We start from the raw sequence: 14,845 nt of genomic DNA, 5'->3' as shown, positions 1-14,845 counted from the left end.
AGGACGCCGGGATCTCGGTCGGCGACATCGACCACGTGGTCCTCGTCGGCGGCTCGACCCGGATGCCCGCGGTCACCGACCTGGTCAAGGAACTGACCGGCGGTCAGGAACCCAACAAGGGTGTCAACCCCGACGAGGTCGTCGCGGTGGGTGCGGCCCTGCAGGCCGGCGTGCTGCGCGGCGAGGTCAAGGACGTGCTGCTGCTCGACGTGACCCCGCTGAGCCTCGGCATCGAGACCAAGGGCGGCGTGATGCACAAGCTGATCGAGCGCAACACCACCATCCCCACCAAGCGGTCGGAGACCTACACCACCGCCGAGGACAACCAGCCTTCGGTGCAGATCCAGGTGTATCAGGGTGAGCGTGAGATCGCCTCGCACAACAAGCTGCTCGGTTCGTTCGAACTCGGCGGCATCGCGCCCGCACCGCAGGGCGTCCCGCAGATCGAGGTGACCTTCGACATCGACGCCAACGGCATCGTGCACGTCACCGCCAAGGACAAGGGCACCGGCAAGGAGAACAGCATCCGCATCCAGGACGGTTCGGGCCTGAGCAAGGACGAGATCGACCGGATGATCAAGGACGCCGAGGCACACGCCGACGACGACCGCAAGCGTCGCGAGGAGGCCGAGACCCGCAACCAGGCCGAGTCGCTGGTCCACCACACCGAGAAGTTCCTCAAGGACAACGACGACAAGGTGTCGGCGGAGCTCAAGGACAAGGTCAACGCCGCGATCGCCGAGGCCAACGAGGCACTCAAGGGCACCGACATCGGCGCCATCAAGAGTGCCATCGAGAAGCTGTCGGAGCAGTCGCAGGAAATGGGTCAGGCCATCTACGCCGCGGCCCAGGCCGACGCCGCCACCGTCGCTGACGACGCGGATGCCGGTGCCGGTGCCGACGACGTGGTCGACGCAGAGGTCGTCGACGAGGACAAGAAGTGACCGCTCCGGGCCCCCAGCCTGACGAGCCGATCACTGTCAGCGACCGGCGGCGCATCGATCCCGAGACGGGAGAGGTGCGCCCCGGCGCCGCGGCTACAGAACAGGTGGGGCAGACGGACGCCCAGGCCGAGCAGGCGCAGGCCGAGCCGGTGCAGGACGAACAGGAGCAGGTCGAACAGGTGCCGGCGGACAAGACCGCCGAACCGCAGCCTGCCGCCGCACCCGACGAGGCTGCCCAGGCCAACGCCGAACAGGTTGCCGAGCTGACCGCCGCGCTGCAGCGTGAACGCGCCCAGTTCGCCAATTTCAAACGGCGCAGCGCAGAGGAGAAGCAGGGGTCGGTGGCCTACGGCAAGCGGGTGCTGGCCGAGAAGCTGCTGCCGATCCTCGACGACCTCGACCGGGCACGTGCCCACGGCGACCTCGCCGACGGCCCGCTCAAGGCCGTCGCCGACAAGCTGGGCGCGGTGCTCACCGCCGAGGAACTGGTGCCGTTCGGCGAGCCCGGTGACCCGTTCGATCCGGAACTGCACGAGGCGGTGCAGAATGACGGCGACGGCACCGATCCGGTGCTCGGCGCCGTGTACCGCTGCGGATATCGGTTCGGCGACAAGGTGATCCGTACCGCGATGGTGACCGTCACCGACGCTCCGGCGGTTTCCGACGGCGAGTAGCTCGGCTGCGCGGCGCACACGACAGCTACACCACATGCAGGGTGTGCCCGGTGACGGCAGTGCACGTCACCGGGCACACTGCAATAGAACTTCACGACAAATCACAGGTCAGCGGCGCCGCGCCGGTACCGCGACCGCACGTATCAAGGAGGTGACGTCCGATGGCTCCACAACGCGAATGGCTCGAACGAGACTTCTACAAGGACCTCGGCGTTGCTTCTGACGCTTCGTCTGAGGAAATCCAGAAGGCTTACCGCAAGCTCGCCGCAGAGCTGCACCCTGACCGCAATCCGGGTAACGCGGAGGCCGAAGAGCGATTCAAGAGGGTGTCTGAAGCAAAGAGCGTTCTATCGGATCCCGAGAAGAAGAAAGAGTACGACGAGACCCGCGCGATGTTCGCCGGCGGGAGGTTCCGCGGCGGCGGCAACGGTTTCCCCGGCGGTTTCCCGGGCGGCGGTGGCACCACCTACACGACCAGCACGGGCGCCGATTTCAACATCGGCGACCTGTTCGGCGGCGGCGGAGGTGGTGGTGGCGGCGAATCCGGTGGTTTCGGTGACATCTTCGAAGGCCTGTTCAACCGAGGCGGCCGGGCGCAGTCGACCTCGCGGCCGCGACGCGGCAAAGACCTCGAAACCGAGACGACGCTGCCCTTCCGCGACGCCGCGGTCGGTACCACGGTACCGCTGCGGGTGACCAGTCCGTCGCCGTGCACGTCGTGCCACGGCAGCGGCGCCAAAGCCGGCACCAGCCCGAAGGTATGTGCATCGTGCAATGGTTCGGGCTATGTCAGCCGCAACCAGGGCGCGTTCGGTTTCAGCGAACCCTGCCAGGATTGCCAGGGCACCGGATCCCGGATCGACGACCCGTGCACGGACTGCGCCGGCAGCGGTGTCACCGTCCGCGCCCGCACCATCAACGTCCGTATCCCCCCGGGGGTGGAGGACGGCCAGCGTATCCGCCTCGCCGGTCAGGGCGAGGCCGGTCGGCGCGGCGCACCGTCGGGCGACTTGTACGTGGTCGTGCACGTCAAGGCCGACAGGGTGTTCACGCGCACCGGCCAGGACCTCAAGCTCACCCTGCCGGTGAGCATCTCCGAACTGATACTGGGTGCGACGGTGTCGGTGCCCACTCTCGAGGGATCGGTCGGTGTCAAGATCCCGGCCGGTACCACCGACGGGCGCACGCTGCGGGTTCGCGGCAGGGGAGTGCCCAAGCGGGCCGGTGGCGCCGGGGACCTGCTGGTCACGGTCAAGGTCGCGGTGCCGCCGAAGCTCGACGACGCCGCACGTGAGGCCATGCAGGTCTACGCCCAGGCCGAACGTGCATGCGGATTCGACCCACGGGCCGACTGGGGACGGTGACCGGACCATGAACACCCCATCGAACCCTGAGCGCATGGGTAAGGACGGCGTACCCGGCGGCCGGGACGACACGACCGCGGTGTTCATGATCTCCGTGGCGGCCGAGCTGGCCGGCATGCACGCGCAGACGTTACGCACCTACGACCGGCTCGGACTGGTCACCCCGCACCGCACCAGCGGCGGTGGCCGCCGCTACTCCTCGCGGGACGTCGAACTGTTGCGGGAGATCCAGCGCCTGTCCCAGGAGGAGGGGGTCAATCTCGCGGGCATCAAACGGATCATCGACTTGAGCAATCAGGTCGACGCCCTGCGCGCGCGGGTCGGCGAGCTCACCGAGGAACTGGACCGGTCGCGGTCGCGTCGCGGTGGTGAACTGGTCCCGGTGCCGCGCACGAGCGCGCTGGTGGTGTGGCAACCACGGCGGCGCAGATCTGACGGACAGGGTCGATCAGAAGGACAGGGTCGATCCTCAGAAGGTCAGCAGCGGCCATCGGACGCGTGAGCGTAACAGTGTGACAACGAACTGGGAATGAACAGTCTGAGGTGCCCGTCGCAGGTGCTGCCGCTCCCCCTAGAGTAGGGGGAATGCCCGACCCGGTCGGGTGACGAGACTTGGACCGAGGGACACACAATGACGCATGCCGCTGACGACCCGGATTCGGAGGCGCCGACCGTACCCGTCGGTCGCCACGAAGCCGGCGGGAACGGCAGCGTGCTCGGCCTGACCATCACCGACGACGCGATCGTGTCGGTGGTCAGGGGACCGGCCGGTGACATCGTCGCCAGCAACATCGTCGACCTTGAGGACGGTACGTCGGAGGAAGCCGCGTTCGACGCGATCACCGAACTCATCGACTCGGTCCCGATGGCCGTCGACGCCATCGGGATCGCGGCGTCCCGTCAGTCCACCGGCGACTATCTGGCGCGGCAGTTCGCCCCGGGGGTGCTGGTGCCGGCGTGGGTGCCGAAGGTCCGGATGGTGGATTTCCCGGTCGCATTGGCCGAGGTCGCCAGAGTAGAACCGACCCGCGGCGGCGTGATCGCCGTCGTCGACCTCGACGCCGAAGGCGTTCCGTCGGCCGGCCGGTCCATCATCACCGTCGACGTGCAATCGGGTGCGATCGTCGGAACGGCAGAGTTCAACGACGGATCGCCGGCGCCCATCACCGAACCCGAAGGGGCCAACGCGGTGGCCGACGCGGTCACCACGATGCCCGGCGGGGCCTCCGTGGCGCAGGTGCTGTGCACCGGTACCGGCGCCGAGCTCCCGGGCGTGGCGCCCGCCTTCGAGTACGCGGTGGCCAGGCCGGTCTCGATCGCGACGGCCCCGACCCTGGCGGGAGCGACCGGGGCGGCCATATCCGCGCAGCGGCTGTCGGCGGAACCGGTCGGTACCACCGTCCGCACCCCCGTGGCCGCCGTCGTCGACAAGCCCGAGGCCCCGCGGCGACGGTGGTGGCCCGCGGCTGCGGCGATCGTCGGTGCACTTCTTCTCGGTGGCATCGTCGGTGCGCTGATCGGCGGTGGGTCAGAATCCGAGCCGGAGACGGTGTCGAACATCGCGGATGCGACGGCGACGGTCACCCGGACGACGACCAAGAAGATCACCCGGCCCCGGACGACCGTCACCACGACGGTCAGCGGGAACGCGGCCACCGTCACCGAGACGGTCAAGAGCAACGCGGCTCCCACCGGGGTCCGGACCGTGACGCGCACGGCCGCGGATACCAAGACCCGGACCGCGACCGTCACTGAGACCGTCCGCGACGTGGAGACAGTGACGATCACCGAGCCCCCGCAGATCAACATCCCGCCGGAGACCATCACGATCACCGACACGGTCACCGTGCAGGTTCCCGCGGGATAGTCGCCGGGGGCGGGACTCAGATCACGGGATCGTGCTGGATCCTGCGGGCCGGCACCCCGGTGATGATCAGCCGGGTGCGGGTGGACTCGATCATGTCTGCCGAACCTGCCACCAGAACCTGGTGGTCGCTCCAATCTTGGTACCCGACAACGACATTGGCCAGCGTTCCATAGCGGTGCTCGATACCGAGTGCCGTCGGGGTGACCGACGCGTCCAGCCACCACGGGTCCTCGGTGTGTTCGGACACCGCGGTGATCATCAGCCACGGGTTGGTAGCGCAGATGCGGCGCAGCACCGCGAGATCGTACAGCTCTCCCGGGTAGCGGGCCCCGTAGAAGACGTGTGTCGGTACCTGGTCGACCCGGCGCGCCATATCCAGCAGCAGTGCGCGCAGCGGGGCCAGACCCGTCCCGCCCGCCACCATGAGCACCGGACGTCCGGGTTCGATGTGCAGCGTGCCGTGCGCCTGGGCGAACGTCCACTGGTCGCCGACGGCGGTCTCTTTCACCACCGACGTACTGAACAGCCCGCCGGGCACCGCACGCACATGGAACTCGATCTCGCCGTGCTTGTTGGGCGGGATCGCGGGGGACAGATTGCGCCATGTCGTGGGCCATTGCGGGATCTGTACTTCGAGGTACTGCCCGGACTTGTACGCCGGCCGGTTCTGCGCCACCAACCGGACCACGGCCAGGTCCCGGGAGATCTGGAACTTCTCGACGACCTGCGCCGTCCACCGGGCCGGTCCCTCGGCCATCTGCGCGGCGCCGCGCATCACGCCGGTGGTCAGCAGCATCGCCTGTGACGCCGCCTGCTGGGTGTCGTCATCCCAGTCCGGCCCCATGATGGCGGCGAACTCGTCCATCAGCGCCTGGTACATGTGGTCGTACGCCTCGGGCGAGATGTCGTACTTACGGTGGTCTCGGCCGAGCTGGGCCAGGAACTCCACCAGTTCGTCCTGCCCGCCCGGTGCGGGGATCGCCTCTAGGACATGGTCGATGACGCCGGCGAACTTGCCGCGTGTCTCCGTCATCGACGGCCCGAACAGGTCGCGCAGGCCGGGTTCGATGCTGAACAGCCGCGCGTACACGTTGGTGGCAAAGCCCTGCTGGTCGTGATTGACCAGGTCGCGCAGGCGGTGCAGACCGTGCCGGGAATGGCTGACCACGGGGTATCGGTACCTCCTGTCTCCCGGCTCCGCCCCGGGTATGGATTCATCAGGCTGAAGTCAATATTCTAGTCGTTGATCCTGACCGGTTGTTTATGTGACGATGCGCATTGACGTTTCGGATGTCGTCGGCTCGTCGCATCGAGAGTACGGGCCGGTCATACGGACTAATCCTGATCGTCAGACTGATCGTGAGACGACGGGTATGCGACGCTCGGGGGGTGGACACGTTGGGTGGCGAACTGCCGGGGATCGTCGACGCGCATCTGCATCAGTGGAATCCGCGCCGGAAGCCGTCGTCGGACGTTGTCAGCCGGGGCCTGCACTACGTGACCGACCTGGGCAGACAGACCGTTCCCAGGGTGATCGGACGTCGTGAACCGGAGTTCCTGCTCAACCCGTCCGCGTTGCTGCGTGCCTACGAACCGCGCGACTACCTTGCCGACGGGGCGCGGGTGCTGCCGGTCACCGGAGCACGTATCGACACCGTGGTGTGCGTGGAGTCGCTGTCGCTGTCCGGCAGGGACACCTCGCCGATGGCCGAGACCGCCTATCTGACGTCATTGCCGTTCGGGGCGGGAGGCGCGCCGCACGTGGGTGCGATCGTCGTCGCCGCCGATCCTCGGGACGACGACCTCGGCCGGCAACTCGATGAGTGTGCGGCGGCATCGGATCTGCTGCGCGGGGTGCGCTGGTGCGCCGCCCGGCATCCGGATTCGGGGGTCCGGGACTTCGCCGCCGCCGAAAACATCCTGCCGTCGGCCGAGTTCCTGAACGGATTCGAGACGATCGCCGGGCGCAGGCTGGTGTTCGAGGTGATGTGCTACTCGCATCAGCTCTACGACGTGGTGATCCTGGCCCGCGAATTTCCCGACACCACCATCGTCGTCGACCACATGGGTATCCCCGTCGGCGCGTTCGGACCCGTCGGTGCCCGGACCGGTGCGACGGCCGCCAACCGCGCCGACATCTTGCGGTTGTGGCGCGAACGCATCACCACGCTGGCGACGTACCCGAATGTGGTGGTCAAGTTGTCGGGGCTGGCGCTGCCCGTCCTCGGCTACGGCAAGGCCCGCTGGGGCAATATCGGCGGTCGGGAGACCCTGGCCGAGATGGTGGGTCCGCTGGTGGAACATCTGGCGGCCAGGTTCGGACCCGAGCGGCTCCTGTTCGGCTCGAACTATCCGGTGGACAAGCCCAATGCCACACTCGAGGATCTGGTGGGTGCGCTCACAGACATCCTCGATGATCGTGGATCTTATTGGTTGAGAAGGATTTTCGCCGACAACGCACGGGCGGTCTATCGGCTCGGCGCCCCGGACGACCCGGCTCCCGGCGAGTAGGGCGTGGCTCCCGAGGGTGCGTCTCAGATACCGATCACCAAGGGAACCAGCCGAACCGGCGTGCGGGGCGCGGGCGTTCGGGGGGTGTCACGTCTCGCATCGTGCGGGCGATGATCGTCACGAACTCCTCGCAGGTCTCGTAGCGGTCGGCGGCGTCCTTGGCGAGGGCCTTGGTGAACACCGAATTGAGCGAACTCGGCAGCCAGGGGCGGCGCGAGGTGAGCGGCGGGATCGGGTCATGGATGTGTGCGTAGGTGATCGCGAATGCCGTCTGGCGCGGGAAAGGCGGTTTGCCGGTGAGCCATTCGACGAGGCTGCACGCCAATGCGTACTGGTCGGTGGCCGGGGAGAGTTTTTGCGCCTGAAGCAGTTCCGGAGCCGCATAGGCGATGGAACCGCGTACCCGGCCGTTGCGGGCCAGGGGCCTGGTGTCGTCGAGGAATTGGGCGATACCGAAATCGCTGAGGACGGCGTCGGCCTCGCCCAGGGTCGGCGAGGTCAGCAGGATGTTCGCGGGTTTGACGTCGCGGTGGATCACCTCGTTGCGGTGGGCGTGGTCGAGGGCCGCCGCGCTCTGGGACGCCACTCGCACTATCGTCGGCAGGTCCGGTTCGGTGTCCGGCCGGGGGATGAGGATGTCGGAGGCGGGGCCGCCCGCGTACTGCATCGCCAGCCACGGCGTTATGCGCCCATCGCCGGTCATCTCTCCATGGCTGTACATCCGCACGATGTTGCGGTGTCGCAGCAGTGAGGCGATCTCGAATTCGCGCTCGAATCGTGCGCGGGCCTGATGCTGACCGGCCTCACCGGCGTGCAGCACTTTGAGAGCCACCTCGTGCGGTTCCGCGGGCCGCGGGATGCGCGGCCGGGCGAGGTACACGTCGGCACTGCTGCCCGCGCCGACGAGCCGTTCGATGAGGTAGTCGCCGACCGCGGTGCCAGGCGCTGGAGTCTCACGGGTCGCTGCCACGTCGTCAGCGTAAGGGCAGGTGCGGGTTTGGGGCCGAATGGGTGCCCCCGGTACGGTCGCACTCCATAATGTGTGGCTATGCCGACAACTGATGTTGCCCCGCTCGCCGCGTTGCTGCCCGAGTCGATGGTGGTCACCGATCCCGATATCCTCGAAGGTTATCGGCAGGACCGCGCCCAGGACCCCGACGCCGGAACGCCGCTCGCGCTGGTGCGTCCGGTCACCACCGAGGACGTGCAGACGACGGTGCGCTGGTGCGCCGCCAACGGGGTGCAGATCGTCACCCGCGGCGCCGGAACCAGCCTGTCCGGCGGCGCGACCGCCGTCGACGGCGCGATCATGTTCTCCACCGAGAAGATGCGCGAGATCACGATCGACACCAGCACCCGCACCGCGGTCAGTCAGCCCGGAATGTTCAATTTCGAGGTCAAGGAGGCGGCCAAGGCGCACGGTCTCTGGTATCCGCCGGATCCGTCGTCGTTCGAGATCTGCACCATCGGCGGCAATGTCGCCACCAATGCGGGCGGACTGTGCTGTGTCAAGTACGGCGTCACCACCGACTACGTGCTCGGCCTGCAGGTGGTTCTCGCCGACGGCCGCGCGGTCCGGCTCGGCGGCAAACAGCTCAAGGATTCGGCGGGTCTGCCGCTGACCAAACTGTTCGTCGGCAGCGAGGGTCTGCTGGGGATCGTCACCGAGGTCACGCTGCGGCTCATCCCGGAGCAGGCGGCGGCCTCGACGGTGGTCGGGTCGTTCCCCTCGGTGCGCGAGGCCAGCGAGGCGGTGCTGGAGATCACCGGCAGGATCCGGCCGGCGATGCTGGAATTCATGGACAAGGTGTCGATCAACGCCGTCGAGGACATGCTGCACATGGACCTCGACCGGAACGCCGGCGCGTTGCTGGTGGCCCAGTCCGACGCGCCCGGACCGGCAGCTGCGGCCGAGGTGGCGTTCATCGAGGAGGTGTTCGGGCGGCACGGCGCGTCGGAGGTGTTCTCCACCACCGACCCCGCCGAGGGCGAGGCGTTCACGGTGGCGCGCCGGATGGCGATCCCCGCCGTCGAGCGCCTCGGGTCGCTGCTGCTCGAGGATGTGGGCGTACCCATCGCGATGCTGCCCGACCTCATCGAGAAGGTGGCGGCGATCGCCGACGACGAGCGGGTGATGATCTCGGTCATCGCGCACGCCGGCGACGGCAACACCCATCCACTGATCGTCTTCGACCCCGCCGATGCCGACGAAACCCGGCGCGCCAATTCGGCGTTCGGGCGCGTGATGGACGCGGCCATCGAACTCGGTGGCACCATCACCGGCGAGCACGGTGTCGGCAGGCTCAAGAAGGCGTGGCTGCCCGATCAGGTGGGTCCCGATGTCATGGCGATGACCGCCGCCATCAAGAAGGCACTCGACCCGGAAGGCCTGCTCAACCCCGGCGTCCTGCTCTGAGGCATCCCCATTCCGGTGTGAGTGCGTCATTTGTACGTAGGACAGCACCCTCCGGTCATCGAAACAGTACCTATCGTCATTTGTACCCACGCACGTGGCGGATAAGACAACGCGGAAGGCTATATCGATGTCAAAGAAGCTGGTTATCGCGGTTCTGGCATTCATGACAGGGCTTGGGTTGCTGACTGTCAGCGCAGCGCAAGCCCCGGCCCGTCCAGGGGACGGACCTGACCACGGGAACGGGTCCAATCGGCTCGTGATCAAGGTGTCCGCGTATATCACCCATGACATGGACGATCCGCGGGTCATCATCACCACCAAACGCGGGCGGTATGTCGCCACGGCTCGAGAGGTGTCCAGGCACCGTGTGGAGTCGTATTGGATGGAATTTCGGTACATAGCTCGGAATCTGCCGTCGGAGACCCCACTGAAAGTGGCCGTCTCGGTCCGGGGCAGTACCCAGCCGTTCTGGGGCAAGAACGACGTGTACTTCGGTCGATCCACGGGCGGCGGCACGGTCACCAAGTCCGTGTTCATCTACAACCAGCACTGACGCGCCAATTCTGACGACAAGCCAGAATCCTGCTGCCAAGTATGCGGCAGCAGGATTCCGGCTTGAATCGTCTTGCTCGGAGTCGGGGGCGATGGCGGCCGCCATCAAGACGGAGCTCGACCCGAATGGCCTGCTCAACCCCGGTGATCTGCTGTAGCCCGCGGGGCCGATGTATGCTGGCGGCTTGACCTGTCGGCGGGCGGCAGGGGGGTGAGGGCGTGTTCACCGTGCCCGCGTAGTCGTGTGAGCCCGCGTAGTTGTGTGAGGAGGACACCGTGACCGAGACGGAAACATCTGTCGACTCGGCCGCACGCACCTCCAGCGCGGGTTCGGGCCGGACGCTCTGGCATGTGCTGGGCCGGATGCCCCGGGGTTTCGCCGCGGTGATGCGGTATTTCGTCGCCCCCCGCTGGTGGGTGGAGATTCTGGTGCTCGGCGCCCTGTACGGGATCTATTCGATGATTCGCAACATGGCAGACGGCGATGTGGGCATCGCGTTCCGCAACGGTCGCGACATCCTGGCCTGGGAGGACGAGTTCGGGCTCGCGTTCGAACGCTGGCTCAACGAGTTCGTCAACGACACCCCGCCCGTCGCGGCGCTCAGCGCGCTCGAATACGCGTCGCTGCACTTCATCGTCACCCCGGGCGTACTGATCTGGCTGTTCGTGGCACATCGACACCGATACCGGCTGATGAGTTCGGTGCTGGTGCTGACCACGGGATTCGCGCTCGTCGGGTTCTACTCGATGCCCACCGCACCGCCGCGGATGCTCGCCGACGAACGGTTCGTCGACATCATGGCCAAGACCGGGTCGTGGGGCTGGTGGCCGGAGTCCGGCGCCCCGGGCTCGGATGCGGTGTCCAACCAGTTCGCCGCGATGCCGTCGCTGCACTGCGCCTGGGCCGCCTGGTGCGGCATAATGCTGGTGCACTTCGGACGTAGGCATTGGGTGCGGGTGCTCGGCTGCCTGTACCCGTTCACCACGTTCTTCGTGGTGATGGGCACTGGAAATCACTACCTCCTCGACGTCGTGGCCGGGCTGGCCACGCTCGCCGCGGGTGCGGCCGCCGCGTACGGGCTGCGCTATCTGTGGCGGCGATACCTGGATTCCCCGCTGAGCGGCATGAGCTGGCAGGAACTGTCCGGCGATGCGAAGCGAGCCACCCCGGAGTCGTGAGCACCCCCCTGCATCTGAGTCCCCGGTTCCGGCGGGCGTGGCTGCCGTTGGGGACGGCGGTGGTGGCGAGCATCGTGCTCCTTCTGGTCAGTCCGGCGCTGTCGGATCTGCAGGCGGCGCTAGCCCGTGAGGACGCCGCCCGGTCGGGTGTCGGGCTGGCCTACTGGTTCGGCTGGTACGGCGGCGTCTCGCCCGGCAGCTACTCGCTGATCGTCCCGAAGCTGTCGACGCTGATCGGTTCGCTCCCACTGCTGTGCGCGTCCACCATCGCCATCGCCGCGCTGGCGTACCCGTTGTCGCGACGCGCCGCGCACCCGACGATGCTGGCGTGGGCGATCGCCGCGACCGCGGTCCTCAACATGATGTCGGGACGTGTCGCGTTCGCGGTGGCCGCGGCGATCACGCTGGGCGGGGTGGTGCTGATCGCGCAGCGGATGCTGGTCGTCGGTGCGGCCGCCTTGGTGCTGGGTGGCTGCGCCAGCGCCCTGGCCCCGGCGTTCGTCGGGCTGGCAGTGGTGCCGTTCGTCGTCCGTTCGCTGCATGACGGTGGCCGGCTGGTGTGGCATCACACCGCCGCGATTCCCGACAAGGACCGGCCCGATGTCGCCAGGCCCGACCCGGCGTTGTGGGCGCTGCTGATCGGCGCGGCCGTGGGGGTGTTCGTTCCGTTCGCGCTGTTCGGCGCGCCGGGATCGCAGGTGTTCCCGGCGACGACGCTGTTCTGGTGTGTGCTGATCGGGATCGGCGCCTGGGTCGCTCTGCGACCTGGATCCGGGGATCCCGACGACGATCCGGGCCTCATCGGGAACGTCGTGCGCGAAACCGCCGTGTGGATCCCGCTGCTCGCGACGGCCATAGCGCTCGCGCTGTTCCTGATCCCGACGGGCGTCGGCTCCAACCTCAGCCGGTTCTTCTGTTTCGTCCTGCCGTGCCTGGTGCTGTTCTTCTCCCGCAGGCCGTGGCGGTTCCTGGCGCTCGCACTCGCCCCGGCTCTGGTCTACTCGGTGTTCGTGGCCGCCGCCGATCAGGTCGCCGCGGCCGACATCGACGACCCGGCGATCTCGTACGCACCGCTCGTCGAGCAGTTGGAGAAGATCCCGGGGATGGCCAACCACCGGGTCGAACTCGTCGACGCGGCCACCCACGCCGGATCGCACATGGTCGCCAAGACGGTGAAACTGGCACGCGGCTGGGAAAACCAGTCCGACGCCCGGTACAACCCGATCTTCTACGAGACCGATGCGCTCACCGCCGGCAGCTACCGGCTGTGGCTGTCGGACAACGCCGTCGCCTATGTGGCCGTGTCAGTTGCCCCGATGCGGCAGATGAAGGCCGAGGCCGAACTCGTCGAGTCGGGCTTGCCCTACCTGACGCGGACCTGGCGCAACGACGACTGGGCCCTGTACCGGGTGGCCGGTCCCACCGCGATCGTGCCCGAACCGCTCCGGTTGGTGGAGGAGTCGCCCTCGCAGATGGTGATTGAGGCGCCGGCGGCGGCGGCGTACGAGATCCGCATCCGGCCCAACCGGTACCTCACGGCCCGCGATGAGATCGATCCGGCGATCAGCGCGTGCGTCACCGCCACCGTCGACGGCTGGACGCAGGTCCGCACCCCGGCGTCGGGACGCTACGTCCTGGCCGGAGACTTCAGCTGGCGTGGGGTTTTCACGGGCGAGGCCTCACCGTGCGCGGAGAACTGAGGCCCGGACGCACGCGCCCCGCGTTGGCGGTGCCTCTCGAAGGGGCTACATACATCCTCCTGTTGGGCTGGCTCGTTGTTCGAGGTGCATTCAGACGGACACGCTCCGTTAGCGCTGTCACAACACTACTGTTTTCGGTAGTGTTGTGACATGGCTGCTGGCATGAGGTACCGGGAGATCGTGCGCGAGATCGCGCTCGATCACTACGGTTACGTCACGACCAGAGAGGCCGCCGACGCCGGCGTGCCCACGGTCGAACTGCCGAAGCTCGCCGCCCGTGGTGGACTCGTGAACGTCACCTATGGGCTTTACCGAGTGCCGGACATACCTTCGACCGCCTATGACCAGTTCGCTGAGGCGCTCCTGCGGGCGGGGGAGGGTGCCTACCTACATGGCGAGTCGGTGCTTGCCCTGTTCAGGCTCGCCGACGTGAATCCCCGAAAGATCAAGGTCGCCGTCCGCCGCCGTGCCCGTCCGAAGATGCCCCCATACATCGAGCTGACCCAGGTGAGGGGCGGTGTGCGCACAACGTTCTACGAGGGACTCGAAGCGCAGCCCATAGCTGATGCCATCCTTGAGTGCCGCGGTCGCATAGAGACCGAACACCTTCTGAGCGCCGCCAAACAGGCGCGCGGCGAGGGACTGCTGACGACGGCCGAGTGGCAGCGGGTGCGGAAGGGACTCCGGCCGTGAGCTACACCAACACACCTACGAATGTGCGCTCTCTGGAGCAGCGGATTCGCAACCTCGAAGGTGCCGACGGACTGGCGCTGCGGCGCCGGATCGCGATGGCACTGGTCGTCATCGGCCAGATGCTGCCCGAGGGCGCGATCAAAGGTGGAAGTGCGATGGCGCTTCGGTACGCGCGTGGCACCCGCTTCACGCAAGACCTCGACGCTGCACGGGTCCAGCCGCTCGCCCGATTCCGCAGCGACTTCGAAGAGTCGCTCGCCTCCGGGTGGGCCGGTTTCACCGGAAGGCTGGTCGAGAAGCCTGCCCCTCGTCCGCCGGCGGTGCCGACGGCATATGTCATGCAACCTTTCGACGTGAAACTCGACTACCGAGGCAGGCCGTGGTGCACGGTGAAGTTCGAGTTGGGGCACAACGAGATCGGTGATGCCAACGAGCCGGAGCACCGACTCGCGGCTGACCTTGCCGAACTCTTCACCGAAGTCGGGCTTGAAGCCCCGAAAGCGGTCCCCGTCATGCGCTCCGATCACCAGGTCGCGCAGAAGCTTCACGCCGTCTCTGGTGAGCGAAGTGAACGCGCCCGCGATCTCGTCGACCTGCAACTACTCGACAAGGGCGAGTACCTCGACCTCCCACAGGTGATTGCGACGTGCGTCCGACTCTTCGACTACCGGCGCCGGCAGACATGGCCGCCAAATATCGTTGTCGGTGCCAGGTGGGACACTCTCTACGCAGAAGCAGCGGAGACTCTAGAGATCGAAGCACGAGAGTGAATATTCCGAACTGATGCACGGTGCGAGTCTCCTTCGTGGCGCCTGATCGATCATAAATCGCCTTCCCGACTTTAATAAAATTCTCGTATAGTGAACTAGGGAATTGTCCGCCCATACTAACCTCAAAATTTCATGAGGTGGCCGTTGCCTGTTGAGTGGGCCCAGATGGTGGTCT

Annotated in this window: 14 protein-coding genes; 12 read left to right on the top strand and 2 right to left on the bottom strand. The window is 67.1% G+C overall.

The features are described from left to right. The 5 genes from Q0627_RS05345 to Q0627_RS05325 form a co-directional block, all read left to right on the top strand. Positions 1–944, top strand: a 944-nt coding sequence (locus tag Q0627_RS05345; RefSeq protein ID WP_298808119.1) for an Hsp70 family protein, incomplete at its 5' end; no start/stop codon positions are given. Continuing rightward, positions 941–1,618, top strand: a complete 678-nt coding sequence (gene grpE / locus Q0627_RS05340; RefSeq protein ID WP_291019390.1) for a nucleotide exchange factor GrpE — start codon at positions 941–943, stop codon at positions 1,616–1,618. The genes Q0627_RS05345 and grpE, both read left to right, overlap by 4 nt. A gap of 161 nt (positions 1,619–1,779) precedes the next feature. Then, positions 1,780–2,982 (top strand): molecular chaperone DnaJ, encoded by a 1,203-nt coding sequence (gene dnaJ, locus Q0627_RS05335; RefSeq protein WP_298808115.1) that lies wholly within the window; start codon positions 1,780–1,782, stop codon positions 2,980–2,982. A gap of 34 nt (positions 2,983–3,016) precedes the next feature. Then, positions 3,017–3,484, top strand: a complete 468-nt coding sequence (locus Q0627_RS05330; RefSeq protein ID WP_291019400.1) for a heat shock protein transcriptional repressor HspR — start codon at positions 3,017–3,019, stop codon at positions 3,482–3,484. A 129-nt stretch (positions 3,485–3,613) separates the two neighbouring features. Further along, positions 3,614–4,849: a hypothetical protein gene (locus Q0627_RS05325; protein ID WP_291019384.1), complete on the top strand. Its 1,236-nt coding sequence runs from the start codon at positions 3,614–3,616 to the stop codon at positions 4,847–4,849. 16 nt (positions 4,850–4,865) lie between these two features. Here the strand turns inward: Q0627_RS05325 and Q0627_RS05320 are convergent, their stop codons facing one another. Further along, positions 4,866–6,017 carry an FAD-binding oxidoreductase gene (locus Q0627_RS05320; protein WP_298808112.1) on the bottom strand — a complete coding sequence of 384 codons (1,152 nt, stop codon included), beginning with the start codon at positions 6,015–6,017 and terminating at the stop codon, positions 4,866–4,868. A 221-nt stretch (positions 6,018–6,238) separates the two neighbouring features. Between Q0627_RS05320 and Q0627_RS05315 the strand changes: the two genes are divergently transcribed. Next, entirely contained in the window at positions 6,239–7,360 is a 1,122-nt protein-coding gene (locus Q0627_RS05315; protein WP_291019378.1) for an amidohydrolase, read from the top strand. A 34-nt stretch (positions 7,361–7,394) separates the two neighbouring features. Here Q0627_RS05315 and Q0627_RS05310 read toward each other — a convergent pair whose 3' ends face one another. Beyond that, positions 7,395–8,330, bottom strand: coding sequence for a serine/threonine-protein kinase (locus tag Q0627_RS05310; RefSeq protein WP_291019375.1), 936 nt, complete (start codon positions 8,328–8,330; stop codon positions 7,395–7,397). 78 nt (positions 8,331–8,408) lie between these two features. On the opposite strand from Q0627_RS05310, the gene Q0627_RS05305 reads away from it, so the two are divergent. The 6 genes from Q0627_RS05305 (at position 8,409) to Q0627_RS05280 (ending at position 14,670) form a co-directional block, all read left to right on the top strand. Continuing rightward, positions 8,409–9,776, top strand: coding sequence for an FAD-binding oxidoreductase (locus tag Q0627_RS05305; RefSeq protein WP_298808107.1), 1,368 nt, complete (start codon positions 8,409–8,411; stop codon positions 9,774–9,776). 256 nt (positions 9,777–10,032) lie between these two features. Next, entirely contained in the window at positions 10,033–10,329 is a 297-nt protein-coding gene (locus tag Q0627_RS05300; protein ID WP_291019369.1) for a hypothetical protein, read from the top strand. A gap of 275 nt (positions 10,330–10,604) precedes the next feature. Beyond that, positions 10,605–11,507 (top strand): phosphatase PAP2 family protein, encoded by a 903-nt coding sequence (locus Q0627_RS05295; protein ID WP_291019366.1) that lies wholly within the window; start codon positions 10,605–10,607, stop codon positions 11,505–11,507. After that, positions 11,504–13,207, top strand: a complete 1,704-nt coding sequence (locus tag Q0627_RS05290; protein ID WP_291019364.1) for a hypothetical protein — start codon at positions 11,504–11,506, stop codon at positions 13,205–13,207. The genes Q0627_RS05295 and Q0627_RS05290 overlap by 4 nt, the downstream gene beginning before the upstream one ends. A gap of 150 nt (positions 13,208–13,357) precedes the next feature. Beyond that, entirely contained in the window at positions 13,358–13,900 is a 543-nt protein-coding gene (locus tag Q0627_RS05285) for a type IV toxin-antitoxin system AbiEi family antitoxin domain-containing protein (RefSeq protein ID WP_291019362.1), read from the top strand. Beyond that, positions 13,897–14,670 (top strand): nucleotidyl transferase AbiEii/AbiGii toxin family protein, encoded by a 774-nt coding sequence (locus Q0627_RS05280; RefSeq protein ID WP_291019360.1) that lies wholly within the window; start codon positions 13,897–13,899, stop codon positions 14,668–14,670. Before Q0627_RS05285 ends, Q0627_RS05280 begins: the two co-directional genes overlap by 4 nt. Positions 14,671–14,845 lie beyond the last annotated feature (175 nt).

Origin of the sequence: uncultured Gordonia sp., assembly GCF_937858515.1 — a bacterium.
Lineage (GTDB): Bacteria > Actinomycetota > Actinomycetes > Mycobacteriales > Mycobacteriaceae > Gordonia.
The sequence above is the reverse complement of the archived record's forward strand: the minus strand, read 5'-3'. Positions and strand labels throughout refer to the sequence as shown.

Excerpts from the sequence above, each read along its gene's own strand:
- dnaJ (WP_298808115.1), top strand. The coding sequence starts at position 1,780 with ATGGCTCCACAACGCGAATGGCTCGAACGAGACTTCTACAAGGACCTC.
- Q0627_RS05330 (WP_291019400.1), top strand. The coding sequence starts at position 3,017 with ATGGGTAAGGACGGCGTACCCGGCGGCCGGGACGACACGACCGCGGTG.
- Q0627_RS05325 (WP_291019384.1), top strand. The coding sequence starts at position 3,614 with ATGACGCATGCCGCTGACGACCCGGATTCGGAGGCGCCGACCGTACCC.
- Q0627_RS05305 (WP_298808107.1), top strand. The coding sequence starts at position 8,409 with ATGCCGACAACTGATGTTGCCCCGCTCGCCGCGTTGCTGCCCGAGTCG.
- Q0627_RS05285 (WP_291019362.1), top strand. The coding sequence starts at position 13,358 with ATGGCTGCTGGCATGAGGTACCGGGAGATCGTGCGCGAGATCGCGCTC.